At 64.4% G+C, this 15,655-nt stretch carries 14 protein-coding genes; 12 read left to right on the top strand and 2 right to left on the bottom strand.

Features of this window, described 5'->3' with window-relative positions:
• Window positions 1-339 precede the first annotated feature (339 nt).
• From AC0MAZ_RS07105 to AC0MAZ_RS07055, 11 genes are all read left to right on the top strand, one after another.
• Window positions 340-1,728, top strand: coding sequence for a polynucleotide adenylyltransferase PcnB (locus AC0MAZ_RS07105; RefSeq protein WP_203648075.1), 1,389 nt, complete (start codon window positions 340-342; stop codon window positions 1,726-1,728).
• Window positions 1,729-1,730: 2 nt separating this feature from the next.
• Window positions 1,731-2,210, top strand: a complete 480-nt coding sequence (gene folK / locus AC0MAZ_RS07100; protein ID WP_232856613.1) for a 2-amino-4-hydroxy-6-hydroxymethyldihydropteridine diphosphokinase — start codon at window positions 1,731-1,733, stop codon at window positions 2,208-2,210.
• Between the two features lie 250 nt (window positions 2,211-2,460).
• A complete protein-coding gene (gene panB / locus AC0MAZ_RS07095) occupies window positions 2,461-3,261 on the top strand; it encodes a 3-methyl-2-oxobutanoate hydroxymethyltransferase (RefSeq protein WP_110735118.1) in 801 nt (266 codons plus the stop codon).
• Complete coding sequence (gene panC, locus AC0MAZ_RS07090; protein WP_254464331.1) at window positions 3,258-4,121, top strand: pantoate--beta-alanine ligase; 864 nt, start codon at window positions 3,258-3,260, stop codon at window positions 4,119-4,121. Before panB ends, panC begins: the two co-directional genes overlap by 4 nt.
• Before the next feature lie 264 nt (window positions 4,122-4,385).
• The gene (gene pgi / locus AC0MAZ_RS07085; protein WP_234560864.1) at window positions 4,386-6,050 is read left to right on the top strand and encodes a glucose-6-phosphate isomerase; all 1,665 of its coding nucleotides are present in this window, start codon (window positions 4,386-4,388) and stop codon (window positions 6,048-6,050) included.
• Window positions 6,051-6,257: 207 nt separating this feature from the next.
• Window positions 6,258-8,192 carry an acetate--CoA ligase gene (acs, locus tag AC0MAZ_RS07080; protein WP_254464332.1) on the top strand — a complete coding sequence of 645 codons (1,935 nt, stop codon included), beginning with the start codon at window positions 6,258-6,260 and terminating at the stop codon, window positions 8,190-8,192.
• A gap of 76 nt (window positions 8,193-8,268) precedes the next feature.
• Window positions 8,269-8,571 carry an ArsR/SmtB family transcription factor gene (locus AC0MAZ_RS07075; RefSeq protein ID WP_254464333.1) on the top strand — a complete coding sequence of 101 codons (303 nt, stop codon included), beginning with the start codon at window positions 8,269-8,271 and terminating at the stop codon, window positions 8,569-8,571.
• Window positions 8,572-8,740: 169 nt separating this feature from the next.
• Window positions 8,741-9,724 (top strand): zinc-dependent alcohol dehydrogenase family protein, encoded by a 984-nt coding sequence (locus tag AC0MAZ_RS07070; RefSeq protein ID WP_203648081.1) that lies wholly within the window; start codon window positions 8,741-8,743, stop codon window positions 9,722-9,724.
• Between the two features lie 34 nt (window positions 9,725-9,758).
• Window positions 9,759-10,112 (top strand): antibiotic biosynthesis monooxygenase family protein, encoded by a 354-nt coding sequence (locus AC0MAZ_RS07065; protein ID WP_203648082.1) that lies wholly within the window; start codon window positions 9,759-9,761, stop codon window positions 10,110-10,112.
• A 31-nt stretch (window positions 10,113-10,143) separates the two neighbouring features.
• Window positions 10,144-11,013, top strand: coding sequence for an oxygenase MpaB family protein (locus AC0MAZ_RS07060; protein WP_254464334.1), 870 nt, complete (start codon window positions 10,144-10,146; stop codon window positions 11,011-11,013).
• A 79-nt stretch (window positions 11,014-11,092) separates the two neighbouring features.
• The gene (locus AC0MAZ_RS07055; protein ID WP_475860764.1) at window positions 11,093-14,029 is read left to right on the top strand and encodes a DUF748 domain-containing protein; all 2,937 of its coding nucleotides are present in this window, start codon (window positions 11,093-11,095) and stop codon (window positions 14,027-14,029) included.
• A gap of 69 nt (window positions 14,030-14,098) precedes the next feature.
• Here AC0MAZ_RS07055 and AC0MAZ_RS07050 read toward each other — a convergent pair whose 3' ends face one another.
• The gene (locus tag AC0MAZ_RS07050; RefSeq protein WP_010955354.1) at window positions 14,099-14,512 is read right to left on the bottom strand and encodes a VOC family protein; all 414 of its coding nucleotides are present in this window, start codon (window positions 14,510-14,512) and stop codon (window positions 14,099-14,101) included.
• Between the two features lie 60 nt (window positions 14,513-14,572).
• Between AC0MAZ_RS07050 and AC0MAZ_RS07045 the strand changes: the two genes are divergently transcribed.
• On the top strand, window positions 14,573-14,875 hold the full coding sequence (locus tag AC0MAZ_RS07045) for a heme-binding protein (RefSeq protein WP_203648085.1): 303 nt from the start codon (window positions 14,573-14,575) through the stop codon (window positions 14,873-14,875).
• A gap of 205 nt (window positions 14,876-15,080) precedes the next feature.
• Here the strand turns inward: AC0MAZ_RS07045 and AC0MAZ_RS07040 are convergent, their stop codons facing one another.
• Window positions 15,081-15,431 (bottom strand): BON domain-containing protein, encoded by a 351-nt coding sequence (locus AC0MAZ_RS07040; protein WP_050706982.1) that lies wholly within the window; start codon window positions 15,429-15,431, stop codon window positions 15,081-15,083.
• Window positions 15,432-15,655 lie beyond the last annotated feature (224 nt).

Here is a 15,655-nt window from a genome sequence, read left to right as displayed (position 1 = left end):
CTGCACTAAAAAGCAGCACCTGAACTGATTGGATCGACAGATCAGCATCAACTCGGCGACCAAAGCAATCCGTTTGCTCTTCACCCCCGGTTTGGGGGTCGTCCACAAGCTTCGAGATTTGTGGACAGGGCATTCAACAAAAACAAGAAGCCCGGCAAAAAAACAATAAGAGCACGCAACGACTTTGATGGGGAGCTTCGGCTCCCCATGTCGTTTCTCCCTTTCGCATCGCCCTTGCCACACCGCCTACACCATTCCCCCAGTAAATGCTAGAATCCCCGCCCATCATGCGGCCATTCTCCTATCCTTGGCCGATCATTCCTTCAAACAGTGCATCCCATGCTGAAGAAGCTGTTCCAGTCGTTCCGCCCGCCCGTCCGTGGCCAGCACCACAGGCGCACCACGCCTGAAGTGATCAACAAGAGCCAGCACTCGCTGCAGCGCAGCCAGTTCAGCCGCCATGCCGTGGGCATCGTCGAGCGTCTGCAGGCAGCCGGTTACCAGGCCTACCTGGTCGGTGGCTGCGTGCGCGACCTGCTGCTGGGCATCACGCCCAAGGACTTCGACGTCGCCACCAGCGCCACCCCCGAGCAGATCCGCGCGGAGTTCCGCAACGCCCGCATCATCGGCCGGCGTTTCAAGCTGGTGCACGTGCATTTCGGCCGTGACATCATCGAGGTCGCGACCTTCCGTGCCCCGCACTCGGATGAAGACCAGTCCGATAGCCACCGCTCGTCGCACAATGCCAGCGGCCGCATCCTGCGCGACAACGTGTACGGCACCCTGGAAGAAGACGCGCAACGCCGCGACTTCACCATTAACGCCCTGTACTACGACCCGGTCAGCGAGCGCATCCTCGACTACGCCAACGGTGTCCACGACATCCGTAACCGCCTGCTGCGCCTGATCGGCGACCCGACGCACCGCTACCAGGAAGACCCGGTACGCATGCTGCGCGCCGTGCGCTTCGCCGCCAAGCTGGACTTCGGCATCGAGAAGCACACTGTGCAACCGATCCGCGAACTGGCGCCCATGCTGCGTGACATTCCGCCGGCACGCCTGTTCGAGGAGTGCCTCAAGCTGTTCCTCAACGGCCAAGGCGCGATCACCTTCGAGATGCTGGTCGACCTGCAACTGTTCGAGCCGCTGTTCCCGGCCAGCAGCCAGGCCCTGGAAGAACGCCCGACCTACACCCACACCCTGATCAGCCAGGCCCTGAGCAACACCGACCTGCGCGTCAAGCAGGGCAAACCGGTGACCCCGGCATTCCTCTTCGCCGCCCTGCTCTGGCCGGCCCTGCCGGGCCGCGTGCTGTACCTGCAGAGCCAAGGCGTGCCGCCGATCCCTGCCATGAACGGCGCGGCCCACGACCTGATCGCCGAACAATGCGCACGCATTGCCATCCCCAAGCGATTCACCCTGCCGATCCGCGAGATCTGGGACATGCAGGAGCGCCTGCCACGACGCAGTGGCAAACGCGCCGACATGCTGCTGGACAACCCGCGCTTCCGCGCCGGCTACGACTTCCTCCTGCTGCGTGAAAGCGCCGGCGAGGAAACCGACGGCCTGGGCGAGTGGTGGACCGACTACCAGGACGCCAACGACAGCCAGCGCCGCGACATGATCCGCGAGCTCGGCAGCCGTGACGACGGCGGCACTGCCGGCCCACGCAAGCGCAAGCGCAGCGGCGGCAAACGCAAGCGTGATGACGAGCAGGCCTGGGACTGAGCATGAACACCCGTGCGTTCATCGGCCTGGGCAGCAACCTGGATGAACCCGCCGAGCAGCTGCGCAGCGCCCTGCAGGCGCTGGACCTGATCGCCGATACCCGCCTGGCGGCGGCCTCGGCGCTCTACACCAGCGACTCGCTGCTGCCCGGCCAGCCGCGCTACACCAACGCAGTGGCGGCCATCGACACGGCCTTGGCGCCGCTGGACCTGCTCGACGCGCTGCAAGCCATCGAGAACGACCAGGGCCGCGTGCGCCAGGAGCGCTGGGGCCCACGCACCCTCGACCTCGACGTGCTGTTGTTCGGTGACCGGGTCATTGACGTGCCGCGCCTGCAGGTGCCGCACTACCACATGCACGCACGCCCCTTCGTGCTCTACCCGCTCGCCGAGCTGGTGCCCGCCGAATTCCGCCTCGCCGACGGCCGCGCCCTGGCGCAGTTGCTCGAAGACTGTCCGTTCGTCGGCCTGGAACGCCTGTAATTCGGGCGTTTCCGACGGCGGTAACGCCAGTAACACCGGTACCGTAACAATGCGGTAACACGGCTGGTTGACTTCCCCCACCTCGCTCACGACTATAGGCGTCCCGCGGCGCCACTCTGCCGCAATCACCCATTTAGGCCCGGACGGACCTGTGCCCGAACATCACAGACGATGATGTGCCGCTCCGGAAGATGAATACACGCGTTGTACGCAGTTGTTGTTCACAGCGCCTGAACGAGGATTCCCCTACATGCCTGAAGTAACCCTGACCACCCTGCATGGCCTGAAGGCCAAGGGCGAAAAAATCACCATGCTGACCTGCTATGACGCGACCTTCGCCAAGGCCGCCAGCCAAGCCGGCGTGGAAGTCCTGCTGGTGGGCGACTCCCTGGGGATGGTCCTGCAGGGCCATGACAGCACCCTGCCGGTCACCAACCGCGACATGGCCTACCATACCGCCTGCGTCAAGCGCGGCAACGATGGCGCGCTGATCCTCGCCGACCTGCCGTTCATGGCCCACGCCACCCCCGAACAGGCCTTCGCCAACGCCGCCGAACTGATGCGCGCCGGCGCCCACATGCTCAAGATCGAAGGCGCCGCCTGGCTGGGCGAGACCATCCGCCTGCTGGCCGAGCGCGGTGTGCCGGTGTGTGCGCACATGGGACTGACCCCGCAGACGGTCAACGTGCTGGGTGGCTACAAGGTCCAGGGCCGCCAGGAAGCCCAGGCCCGCCAGATGCGCGCCGACGCCATCGCCCTGGAGCAGGCCGGCGCGGCCATGCTGCTGCTCGAGTGCGTGCCCAGCGAGCTGGCGGCGGAGATTACCCAGGCGGTGGGCATTCCGGTGATCGGCATCGGCGCCGGCAGCGCCACCGATGGCCAGGTGCTGGTCCTGCATGACATGCTCGGACTGTCGCTCAGCGGCCGCGTGCCGAAGTTCGTGAAGAACTTCATGGCCGGCCAGCCGGACATCCAGAGTGCCCTGGCCGCCTATGTCCGTGCGGTCAAGGACGTCAGCTTCCCTGGCAGCGAGCATGGGTTCAGCGCATGAATACCGTCAAGACCGTCCGTGAACTGCGTGCCGCCGTGGCCCGCGCCCGTGGCGAAGGCAAGCGCATCGCCTTCGTGCCGACCATGGGCAACCTGCACAGCGGCCATGCCGCCCTGGTGACCAAGGCCGCCCAGCGCGCCGACTTCGTGGTCGCCAGCATCTTCGTCAACCCGCTGCAGTTCGGCGCGGGCGAGGACCTGGACAAGTATCCCCGCACCCTCGCCGCCGACCAGGAAACACTGCTGCAGGCCGGCTGCCACCTGCTGTTCGCACCCACTGTCGAGGAAATGTACCCCGACGGCATGGCCGTGCAGACCCGGGTGAGCGTGCCGCAGCTGTCCGAAGGCCTGTGTGGCGCCAGCCGCCCCGGGCACTTCGAAGGCGTGGCGACGGTGGTCAGCAAGTTGTTCAACATGGTCCAGCCAGACCTGGCCGTGTTCGGCGAAAAGGACTTCCAGCAACTGGCGGTGATCCGCGCCATGGTGCGCGACCTGAACATGCCGATCCAGATCATCGGCGAGCCGACCGTGCGCGCCGAGGACGGCCTGGCGCTGTCGTCGCGCAATGGCTACCTGACGCCGGAGCAGCGTGCCACCGCCCCGGTGCTGTACCGCACCCTGAGCGGCATCGCCGACGCCCTGCGCCGTGGCCAGCGCGACTACCCGGCGCTGATCGCCGAGGGCCAGGGGCAACTCGAAAGCGCCGGGTTCCGTAAGGATTACCTGGAAGTGCGCCACGCCGTCACCCTGCGCCCGGCGCAAGTCGATGACCGTGACCTGGTGGTAATCGCCGCGGCTTACCTGGGTAACACCCGGCTGATCGACAATCTCTACCTGCACCTCGAAGAGCAGAGCGCCTGATATGACCCGTGGGAGCGGGCTTGCCCCGCGATAGCGCCTGCCCAGGCAACCGCAATCGCAAGGCAAGCCCGCTCCCACGACACTCAACCTCACGAAGTCTGCTGTCACAAAGCCAGCTCTCACGATCACCCTCGTGACAATTTTCATCCTCCTCGCTTGCCTCACCCATTCCCGGTTTCCTGCCAATGCCTATAATGTCCAGCTTGCAACCGGCAACGAATGCCGCTGTCCAAGCCTGACCATGCACCAAGGAAACCACCCGCAATGGCGTATTACCGTACCCCCCACGATGTGACGGCGCTGCCCGCCTGGCAGGCGCTTCAGCAACACCGCGACGCCATGCAGGGCTTCAGCATGCGCGAAGCCTTCGCCGCCGACGGCAAGCGCTTCGAGCAGTTCTCCTTGAGCAGCTGCGGCCTGTTCCTCGACTACTCGAAGAACCTGATCACCGAGCAGACCCGTGACCTGCTGGTGAACCTGGCCAAGGACGTCGACCTGGAAGCGGCCATCAAGTCGATGTTCAGCGGCGAGATCATCAACGCCTCCGAAGGCCGTCCGGTGCTGCACACCGCCCTGCGCCGCCCGGTCGGCGACAAGCTCAGCGTGAACGGCGTCAACGTGATGCCGGAAGTGCACAAGGTGCTGAACCAGATCACCGAACTGGTCGGCCGCATCCACGACGGCCTGTGGCGCGGCTACAGCGAAAAACCGATCACCGACGTGGTCAACATCGGCATCGGCGGCTCGTTCCTCGGCCCCGAGCTGGTCTCCGAGGCGCTGCTGCCCTACGCCCAGCGCGGCGTGCGCTGCCACTACCTGGCGAACATCGACGGCAGCGAGTTCCATGAGCTGTCGGCCAACCTGCGCGCCGAGACCACCCTGTTCATCGTCTCGTCGAAGTCGTTCAACACCCTGGAAACCCTGAAGAACGCCCAGGCCGCGCGCACCTGGTACCTGGCCCAGGGCGGTTCGGAAGCCGAGCTGTACCGCCACTTCATCGCCGTATCCAGCAACAAGGCCGCGGCCGTGGCCTTCGGCATCCGCGAAGAGAACATCTTCCCGATGTGGGACTGGGTCGGCGGGCGCTACTCGCTGTGGTCGGCCATCGGCCTGCCGATCGCCCTGGCCATCGGCACCGCCAACTTCAAGGAACTGTTGTCCGGCGCCTACACCATGGACCAGCACTTCCAGACCGCGCCGTTCGAGAAGAACATGCCGGTGCTGCTGGCCCTGCTGGGCGTGTGGTACGGCAACTTCTGGGGCGCCCAGGCCCACGCGATCCTGCCGTACGACCATTACCTGCGCAACATCACCAAGCACCTGCAGCAACTGGACATGGAGTCCAACGGCAAGAGCGTGCTGCAGGACGGCAGCCCGGTGAAGACCGACACTGGCCCGGTGATCTGGGGCGGCGTCGGCTGCAACGGCCAGCACGCCTACCACCAGTTGCTGCACCAGGGCACCCAGCTGATCCCGGCCGACTTCATCGTGCCGGTGGTGAGCTTCAACCCGGTGGCGGACCACCATCAGTGGCTGTACGCCAACTGCCTGTCGCAGAGCCAGGCGCTGATGCTCGGCAAGACCCGCGAGGAAGCCGAGGCAGAACTGCGCGCCAAGGGCCTGAACGAGGCCGATATCGCCAAGCTGGCGCCGCACAAGGTGATCCCGGGCAACCGCCCGAGCAACACCCTGGTGGTCGAGCGCATCAGCCCGCGCCGCCTCGGTGCGCTGGTGGCGATGTACGAGCACAAGGTGTTCGTGCAGAGCGTGGTCTGGGGCATCAACGCCTTCGACCAGTGGGGCGTGGAGCTGGGCAAGGAACTGGGCAAGGGCGTGTACCAGCGCCTGGTGGGCGCCCAGGAGGACAACGCCGAGGACGGCTCCACCCAGGGCCTGATCAACTACTTCCGCGGCCGTCACCGCGGCTGACGCTACACAGCCGCTCTTTGTGTAGGAGCGGCCTTGTGCCGCGAAAGGGCCGCACAGCGGCCCCGGCAATCATCATGGGGCCGCTTCGCGGCGCAAGGCCGCTCCTACACGGACACCATGATCCTCAAGGAACATCACCTCTAGCTACACTGTCCATCGAATAGCCGTTGCAGTCCCTCGCCCCTAACAAGAGCAGGACCACCCGCCATGTTCGATATCCGCGACTATCCCCAGGCCCTGGCCGTGAGCCAGTCCGCCACCCTCAGCGACGACGACTACCGCCGCCTCTACCGCCAGTCGGTGGATGACCCCGACACCTTCTGGGCCGAACAGGCCAGGCGCCTGGACTGGATCAAGCCCTGGTCAAGCGTGCAGCAATGCGACCTGAAGACCGGCACTGCCCGCTGGTTCGACGGCGCCCAGCTCAACGTCAGCCATAACTGCATCGATCGCCACCTGGCCACGCGCGGCGAACAGACCGCCCTGCTCTGGGAAGGTGACAATCCCGACGACAGCAAGGCCATCAGCTACCGCGAACTGCATCGCCAGGTCTGCCGCCTGGCCAACGCGTTGAAAGCCCGTGGCGTGAAAAAGGGCGACCGCGTGTGCATCTACATGCCGATGATCCCCGAGGCCGCCTACGCCATGCTCGCCTGCACGCGCATCGGCGCCATCCACTCGGTGGTGTTCGGCGGCTTCTCCCCCGACGCCCTGCGCGACCGCATCCTCGACGCCGACTGCCGCACCGTGATCACCGCCGACGAAGGCGTGCGGGGCGGCAAGCGCATCCCGCTCAAGCAAAACGTCGACAAGGCCCTCGCCAGTTGCCCGGCGGTAAGCAGCGTGTTCGTGATCAAGCGTACCGGCGCTGAGGTGGCCTGGAGCGAAGGCCGCGACCTCTGGTACCACGAGGTGACGGAAAAGGCCGCTGACGACTGCCCGGCCGAACCGATGAACGCCGAGGATCCGCTGTTCATCCTCTACACCTCGGGCAGCACCGGCAAGCCCAAGGGCGTGCTGCACACCACCGCCGGCTACCTGCTGCAGGCGACCATGACCTTCAAGACCGTGTTCGACTACCGCGACGGCGAGGTGTTCTGGTGCACCGCCGACGTCGGCTGGGTCACCGGCCACAGCTATATCGTCTATGGCCCACTGGCCAACGGCGCGATTTCGCTGATGTTCGAGGGCGTGCCCAACTACCCCGACACCTCGCGCTTCTGGCAAGTGGTCGACAAACACCGGGTGAACATCTTCTACACCGCGCCCACCGCCCTGCGCGCGCTGATGCGCGAAGGTGCCGGCCCCTTGCAGGGCACCTCACGCGAGACCCTGCGCCTGCTCGGCAGCGTCGGCGAGCCGATCAACCCGGAAGCCTGGGAATGGTATTTCGAAGAGGTCGGCAAGAAACGCTGCCCCATCGTCGACACCTGGTGGCAGACCGAGACCGGCGGCATCATGCTCACCCCCCTCCCCGGCACGCCACGGCTCAAGCCGGGCTGCGCCACCCAGCCGATGTTCGGCGTGCAACCGGTACTGCTGGACGACAAAGGCAAGCTGATCGAAGGCCCCGGCGCCGGGCTGCTGGCGATCAAGGCCAGCTGGCCCGGGCAGATCCGCAGCGTCTACGGCGACCACCAGCGCATGGTCGACACCTACTTCAAGCCGATGCCCGGCTACTACTTCACCGGCGACGGCGCCCGCCGCGATGCCGATGGCGACTACTGGATCACCGGGCGCATCGACGATGTGATCAATGTTTCCGGCCACCGTATCGGCACCGCCGAGGTGGAGAGCGCCCTGGTGCTGCACGACAGCGTCGCCGAGGCCGCCGTGGTGGGTTATCCCCACGACCTCAAGGGCCAGGGTGTGTATGCCTTCGTCACTCCCATGAACGGCGTGACGCCGGACGACGCGCTCAAGGCCGAACTGCTGGCCCTGGTCAGCAAGGAGATCGGCAGCTTCGCCAAACCCGAGCTGATCCAGTGGGCCCCTGCCCTGCCCAAGACCCGCTCGGGCAAGATCATGCGGCGCATCCTGCGCAAGATCGCCTGCAATGAACTGGACAACCTGGGCGACACCTCCACCCTCGCCGACCCGAGCGTGGTCCAGGGCCTGATCGACAAACGCCTGAACCAATAGGCCGCTTCGCAGGGCGGCCGCTGCCGGCCGTCCTGCGGTGAATTGACATATCGGTAAATACCGATATTATCGCGTCATGGAACTGCTCGACGTATTCAAGGCACTCTCGAACCGCACACGCCTCGAGATCCTCAAAGGCTTGAAAGACCCGGTGAAACACTTTCCTCCACAGGACGAAGGTGACGTTCACACCGTGGGTGTCTGTGTGAGCAGTATCCAGGAAGGCGTGGGGCTGTCGCAGTCAACGGTGTCCGACTACCTGGCCACCCTGCAGCGTGCAGGCCTGGTCGAGGTCCGCCGCATTGGCCAGTGGACCTACTACAAGCGCAACGAAGCAGCCATCAGCGCGCTCGCCGAGCTGATCGGGAGCGACCTGTAGGGTTTGCTTTTACCTCGATATATCGATATTTCCCGATATCCCGTTTTAACGAAATCAAGGAGCAATCCCCGAGGTGCCTGCCAGGCGCCCAGAAACAGAAAGGCAGCTTGATCTCACTTTATATATCGACATTTCTCGATATCCCTTTTTATAGAAGCGAGGAAACACCATGAAAGCGTTGATACTGGATGCCTTCGGCGGCCCGGATGCATTCGTCTATCGTGACATCGCCAAGCCGGTGCCAAAGGCCGGGCAGGTACTGGTCAGGGTGCATGCCACCTCCGTCAATCCGCTGGACTACCAGGTGCGTCGCGGCGACTATCCCGACCTGGTGCCGCTGCCGGCCATCACCGGGCACGACGTCTCCGGCGTCGTCGAGGCCGTCGGGCCTGGGGTGACGGCGTTCAGCCCCGGTGACGAGGTGTGGTACACCCCGCAGATCTTCGAGGGCGCCGGCAGCTATGCCGAATACCACGTCGCCGCCGAAGGCATCGTCGGCCGGAAGCCGCCGTCGCTGAGCCATCTCGAGGCGGCAAGCCTGAGCCTGGTCGGCGGCACGGCCTGGGAGGCGCTGGTGGTCCGCGCGGCGCTCAGGGTGGGCGAGAGCATCCTGGTGCATGGCGGTGCCGGCGGCGTCGGCCATGTGGCGATCCAGCTGGCCAAGGCCATGGGCGCCAGGGTCTTCACCACGGTACGCGAAGCGAATGCCGAATTCGCGCGACGCATGGGCGCCGATGTGGTCATCGACTACGAGCGCCAGGACTATGTCGATGTCATCCTCAAGGAAACCGCAGGCCATGGCGTCGACGTGGTATTCGACACCATTGGCGGCGATACCCTGTCTCGCAGCCCGGACGCCCTGGCCCAGTTGGGGCGCGTGGTGTCGATCGTGGACATCGCGCAACCACAGAACCTCATTCAGGCCTGGGGCAAGAACGCGAGCTATCACTTCGTCTTCACCCGGCAGCAGCGCGGCAAGCTCGATGAGCTGAGCGCGCTGGTCGAGCGCGGACAACTGCGGCCACATGTGGGCGCCATCTATCCCCTGGCCGACGTTGCGCTCGCCCATGCCCGGCTGCAAAGCCCCAACAATGGCCTGCAAGGAAAGATCGCCATTGCGGTCGTGCCTGCGGCCGAACCCAGCAACGCTTGACGCCCCCTCGCCCAACCCAATCATGAGGACCGCCATGATCTACGAAATCGCCATTCTTCCCATCCAGCAGGCGCGCATCGACAGTTTCAGGCACGCCTTCGCCGAAGTCGCCCCTCTGCTCAGTCGGGCCAAAGGGTACCTCAGCCACCTGCTCGCGCAAGGGATCGAAACACCCCATCACTTCAACCTGATCGTACAGTGGCAATCCCTCGAGGATCACACGCCTGGCTTCGAGACCAGCGAAGACCACCAGGTCTTCATGGCCCACCTCACACCGTATTTTTCCGAGGAGCCCACGGTTTATCATATCCACGGAGGCGCGCTCGAGACGCACGCCCCCGCCGGCCCGGGAGACGCCAGGCCAATGGACATACGCCTCAATTCATAGACGGCCGCCATGGCGGCCAGCACAGGTCGCCATGGAAGTCCTACGTCGTCGCATCGAAACCCAGGTCATGAGCCTCACCGGGCTGGCCCTCGGCCAGCTCGACCTGGAATCGCCCAAGGGTGATCCCGGCCTGTTCGGCCCAAAGAGCATCAGCTGGCAGGTACATGGCGACTTCCCCAGCATGTTGGTGGGCGGGATCAGCGCGTTGATGCTGCAACTGCTGCACCCGCTGGCACTGGCCGGGGTGTGGGACCATTCGAACTTCCGCCAGGATCTGCTCGGACGCCTGCGCCGTACCAGCCAGTTCATCTCCGGCACCACCTTCGGCTCGACCCGCGACGCCGAGTGGCTGATCGACAAGGTTCGCACCATCCACCTCAAGGTGACCGGCACCGCGCCCGATGGCCGTCCCTATGCGGCGAGCGACCCCGACCTGCTGACCTGGGTGCATGTGGCCGAAGTCAGCAGCTTCCTCGCCGCCCACCTGCGTTATCGCAATCCTCGCCTGCCACGCGCCGAGCAGGACGCCTACTACGACGAGATCGCGCTGATCGCCGAGCGCCTCGGCGCACGTGACGTGCCACGCTCCTGCGCCGAGGTCGACGAGTACCTGCGGCGCATGCGCCCGCAACTGCAGTGCGACGCGCGCAGCCTGGAGGTGATGGACATCCTGCTCAAGGCCCCGGCGCCCAGCCGGATGGCCGAGCCGGTGGGCAAGCTGATGCTCAACGCCGGCATCGACCTGCTGCCCGAATGGGCCAGCGAAATGCTCGGCGTGCACCAGGGCGCGTTCGAGCGGCGCATGATCCGCCTGGGCCTTAACAACACCGCCCCGGTGCTGCGCTGGGCCATGCGCGACGGTTCGGCGCACCGCGCACGGCGGCGCATGGGCATCGAATGAGGTATTTTGCTCCGTTCATCGGAACCGATTTAACGTGCCATACTCCAAGCACTCCAGCCTGATACAGACGATGCGACACATGCCCAAAGGATTGACCCGCGCTATCGGCGCACTGCTGGCCCTCGTGGCCCTGTACGGCCTGCTCGGCTTTTTCATTCTCCCCGGTGTCGCCCTGCGCATCGCCAACCAGCAACTGGCGCAATACGCCACGGTGCCGGCGCACCTGCAGCGCATCGAGCTCAACCCGTTCAGCCTTGAACTGACCCTCTGGGGCCTGCAGATTGGCGAGCCCGGCAAGGAGCAGGTCGGCTTCGAGCGCCTGTATGCCAACCTGTCCCTCGACAGCCTGTGGACCAAGGCCCTGCGCCTGGACGCCGTGGAGCTGGACAAGCCGCGCACCGAGCTGCTGTTCGCCAAGGACGGCAGCCTCAACCTGGCCCAGTTGTTCAAGATCCCGCCCAGCGAGCCCAAGCCGGAGGAGCCGCCAAGCGACCCGTTCCCGCTGCGCATCGCCAGCATCAAGCTCAGCGAAGGCTACCTGCATTTCCAGGACCTGCGCCCGAGCGAGCCAATCGAGTTCCTTTACGACTCGATGAACCTGGAGCTGAAGAACCTCAGTACCCTGCCCGACGACAACGCCGACATGACCCTGGTGGCCAACGGCCCGGCTGGTGGGCGCATCGACTGGAGCGGCACCCTGAGCCTGTCGCCGATCGCCTCCGAAGGCACCCTCAAGGTCACCGACGGCAAGATGAAGCTGTTCTGGCCTTATGTGCGCGACGCCGTGCCGCTGGTGCTGGAAGACGGCATGGTCAGCCTCGACACCCACTACAAGCTCAACCTCGCCAAGGAAACCGAGCTGCTGCTCGACAACACCTCGGTGCGGGTCGCGCCCTTCGCCATCAAGGCCCCGGACGGGCGCCCGCTGGCCCGCCTGGCCAGCCTGGAGGTGAGCGAGACCTCCATCGACCTGGCCAAACAGCTGGTCACCGTCGGCAAGATCCGCAGTGAGAAGCTGGAGACCTGGGCGGCCCTGGAGAAGGACGGCCAGCTCGATTGGCAGAAGCTGTTCGCCAGCCAGCCGGCCAAGCCCACGCCCAAGGAAAAGGCAGAACCCGCAGCCGCCGAACCGACTCCGGAACAACAGGCCGCCAAGGAGCCGAGCAAACCCTGGCAGGTGCTGCTCAAGGACGTGCAGGCGCGCAACTACCTCATTCACCTGGCTGACCGTAGCCAGAAAGAGCCCGTGGCCCTGGATGTCGGCCCACTCAACCTCGACCTGCAGAACTTCGACAGCCTCAACCAGTCGCCCTTCACCCTCAAGCTCGACACCGGCGTGGGCAAGCAAGGCAAGTTGCAGGCCGCAGGTCAGGTCAACCTGGCGCCAGTCAGCGCGAAACTCGACGTCGCCACCCGCGACATCGACCTGCGCGTCGCCCAGGCCTACATCAGCCCGTTCATCCGCCTGGAACTGCGCAGCGGCATGCTCTCCAGCGACCTCAAGGTCGACCTCAAGAGCACCGAGCCACTGGCCTTCAGCATCACCGGCAAGGCCCAGGCCAACCAGCTGCACACCCTGGACACCATCAAGAACCGCGATTTCGTCAAATGGCAGCAGGTCAACGTCGACGGCCTGTCCTATGTGCACGGTGATGCCCTGTCGATCGACAAGGTTACCCTGCTGCAACCCTATGCGCGCTTCATCATCAACGAAGACCGCACCACCAACGTCGACGACCTGCTGATCCCGCAACCCGCGGACAAGCCTGCCGCGGCGCCAAGCAAGCCGGCCGCGTCCAGCGGCGGCAAGGAACTGGGCATCCGTATCGGCCAGATCAGTATCAACGATGGTTCGGCCAACTTCGCGGACCTGACCCTGACCCCCAACTTCGCCACTGCCGTGCAGCAGCTCAACGGCCAGATCGGCACCATCGACAACCGCAAGCCGTTGCCGGCCAAGGTGGATATCAAGGGCAAGGTGGACCGCTACGCACCGGTCACCATCAAAGGTGCGCTCAACCCGTTCAGCCCGCTGGCCAGCCTGGACATCGCCACCAGCTTCAAGCGTGTCGAGCTGACCACGCTCACCCCCTACTCCGGCAAGTTCGCGGGCATGCGCATCCGCAAGGGCCGGCTGAACCTCGACCTGCACTACCTGATCACCAACGGCCAGCTCAAGGCCGAGAACAAGGTGGTGATCGAACAGCTGCAACTGGGCGAGAAGGTCGACAGCCCGGACGCCGTGGACCTACCGATCCGCCTGGCCGTCGCCCTGCTCAAGGACACCGAAGGCAGGATCTCCATCGAGTTGCCGGTATCGGGCGACCTCAACAACCCGCAGTTCAGCGTGATGCCGATCGTCTGGCAGACCCTGCGCAACCTGGTGCTGCGCGCGGCCCAGGCGCCGTTCAAGCTGCTCGGCGGGCTGGTCGCCGGCGGCGGTTCGGAAGATTTGGGCAACGTTTCTTTCGCGGCGGGCTCCAGCGACCTTACCCCTGAAGTGCAGGCGTCCCTGGACAAGCTCGCTTCGGCCCTGAAAGAGCGCCCCGAGCTGCGCCTGGAGATCGAGGGCACCGCCGCCCAGAGCAGTGACGGCCCGCTGATTGCCCAGCAGCGCCTGGAGCGCGAGTACCAGGCCACCTGGTACAAGATCCTCCAGCGCCGCGGCGACAAGGTACCGGCCAACGCCTCGTTGCTGGTGGTGGACGATAGCGACAAGCCGGCGATGCTCGAAGGCATCTACCGTACCCGTCTCAAGCAGCAGCCACCGGCCGAGTGGGAGAAGCTGGGCCGTGACGAACGCAGCGCCAAGCTGCGCGAGGCGGTAATCAAGTCCTGGGCGGAAAGCACCGCATTGCTGCGCACCCTCGGCCAGGAACGCGCCAGCAGCATCAAGGACTACCTGGTGGACAAGGGCCAGCTGGAAGATGACCGGGTGTACTTTATCGACACCAATCTCGGCCAGGCAGAGAGCGATGGCCGAGTGGTGACACCGATGCATCTGGATGCCGAGTAACCCTCCACTACCGAGTCGCCCTCATCACCGGCTTGCCGGCGATGAGGGCAGCACAGGCGATCAATCCCATCAGACCAGCCGCTGCCCCGACACCGCCGGGTGATACAACGGCTGCACCTTGTTCCCCGCAGGGTCCAGCAAATGGAAGCTGCGGGCACCATCGCCATGATTGAAGGGGCGATCCAGCAGCGTCACGCCGTGGGCCTTGAAGTACTGATACCAGGCTTCGAGTTCCTCCACGCTGTCGACGATGAATCCATAGTGATCCAGGGTCTGCAGCCCGTTGGCCGCTCCGGCGCCACGTCCCAGCGACAGGTTATCGTTACCGCAGGTGAGGTAGACCAGGTCTTCGTTGGCGCGGTTCAGCACCTCCATGCCCAGCACATCCACGTAGAAGCGCTCGCATTCCTCCAGGTTGGGGACCAGCAAGGCAATATGACGCAGGCCATTCAGGCGACCTGGGCGGGCAGGTAGTTCGGACATGAGCAAGGCTCCTTTTTTGTATACAATTCAAAACAGAATTTAAAACAAAAGGAGCTTCCTGTGTACTGCCTGTTTATCAAGACACGTGTGAAACCCGGTACTGCCGAAGCTTTCCTGACAGCGATCAAGGCCAATGCCGCCGCTTCGGTGGCCACCGAGCCGGGCTGCCTGGTGTTCGATGTGGCCCAGGATCGGGAGAGTCCGGATGTGATCTACCTGTACGAGATCTACCAGGACGACGCTGCATATGAGGCCCATACCCAGACGGCGCATTTCCGGGACAGCAGGCCTTTGGTGGAGCCTTTGATCGTGGAACAGGTGTGCTTCGAGAGCGATGTGATCGCACGTAATCCGGCGCTATAACGCCTTGTGTAGGAGCGGCCTTGTGCCGCGAAAGGGCTGCACAGCAGCCCCGGCAATTCGATGGTGGCTCAGAACCTGGGGCCGCTGTGCGCCCCTTTCGCGGCACAAGGCCGCTCCTACAGGGAAGCGTAAGCAAAAGCCCCGGCAGATGCCGGGGCTTGTGCTTGAAGGGGTGGCCAAATCCTTTTGGCCGACGGGACATTCCTTACTCGGACTTCAGGCCATCAGCCGAGACGGCCTGGACGCCCTTGATCTTCTTGGCGATGGCGACTGCCATATCCTTCTGCGCGTCGGTAATGGCCACGTCCGAGGACAGGGACACTACGCCTTTGTTGGTTTCGACCTTGATGTCACTGCCTGGCACGCCTTTCTCGGTCATCAGGTCAGCCTTCACCTTGGTGGTGATCCAGGTGTCGGAAGTAGCTTCCTTGGCTTTGGTCACCTCACCGGCCGCCAGCGTCATCGGGGCCTGGGTGGACTGGGCAGCGAACGCCGCGTTAGCCATGGTCAGGGTCAGAGCGGTGGCAGTAGCGGCAGCAATGGCGAACTTCTTCATGTGGGTCACTCCTGTTTTTCGAAAGGTCTGCGCCGTAGTTCCTGGCGTCAGGTAGAAGTGATGTTGCAGGGCGTGTGCCAGCTTTCCTCATAAATATTAATTCTTATAAATCAATAGCTTATCAATTCTGACCGACATCGATGATCGTGCAATTTGCAAGCCCGGGCAAAATCCTGCATGCAAGATGCAAGTCCACAAGACAAAGCCACAGGCATAAAAAAAGG

This window comes from Pseudomonas sp. A (assembly GCF_056270345.1).
This window is presented reverse-complemented; position numbering and strand designations above follow the sequence as displayed.

Excerpts from the sequence above, each read along its gene's own strand:
- AC0MAZ_RS07105 (WP_203648075.1), top strand. The coding sequence starts at position 340 with ATGCTGAAGAAGCTGTTCCAGTCGTTCCGCCCGCCCGTCCGTGGCCAG.
- folK (WP_232856613.1), top strand. The coding sequence starts at position 1,731 with ATGAACACCCGTGCGTTCATCGGCCTGGGCAGCAACCTGGATGAACCC.
- panB (WP_110735118.1), top strand. The coding sequence starts at position 2,461 with ATGCCTGAAGTAACCCTGACCACCCTGCATGGCCTGAAGGCCAAGGGC.
- panC (WP_254464331.1), top strand. The coding sequence starts at position 3,258 with ATGAATACCGTCAAGACCGTCCGTGAACTGCGTGCCGCCGTGGCCCGC.
- pgi (WP_234560864.1), top strand. The coding sequence starts at position 4,386 with ATGGCGTATTACCGTACCCCCCACGATGTGACGGCGCTGCCCGCCTGG.
- acs (WP_254464332.1), top strand. The coding sequence starts at position 6,258 with ATGTTCGATATCCGCGACTATCCCCAGGCCCTGGCCGTGAGCCAGTCC.
- AC0MAZ_RS07075 (WP_254464333.1), top strand. The coding sequence starts at position 8,269 with ATGGAACTGCTCGACGTATTCAAGGCACTCTCGAACCGCACACGCCTC.
- AC0MAZ_RS07070 (WP_203648081.1), top strand. The coding sequence starts at position 8,741 with ATGAAAGCGTTGATACTGGATGCCTTCGGCGGCCCGGATGCATTCGTC.
- AC0MAZ_RS07065 (WP_203648082.1), top strand. The coding sequence starts at position 9,759 with ATGATCTACGAAATCGCCATTCTTCCCATCCAGCAGGCGCGCATCGAC.
- AC0MAZ_RS07060 (WP_254464334.1), top strand. The coding sequence starts at position 10,144 with ATGGAAGTCCTACGTCGTCGCATCGAAACCCAGGTCATGAGCCTCACC.
- AC0MAZ_RS07055 (WP_475860764.1), top strand. The coding sequence starts at position 11,093 with ATGCCCAAAGGATTGACCCGCGCTATCGGCGCACTGCTGGCCCTCGTG.
- AC0MAZ_RS07050 (WP_010955354.1), bottom strand. The coding sequence starts at position 14,512 with ATGTCCGAACTACCTGCCCGCCCAGGTCGCCTGAATGGCCTGCGTCAT.
- AC0MAZ_RS07040 (WP_050706982.1), bottom strand. The coding sequence starts at position 15,431 with ATGAAGAAGTTCGCCATTGCTGCCGCTACTGCCACCGCTCTGACCCTG.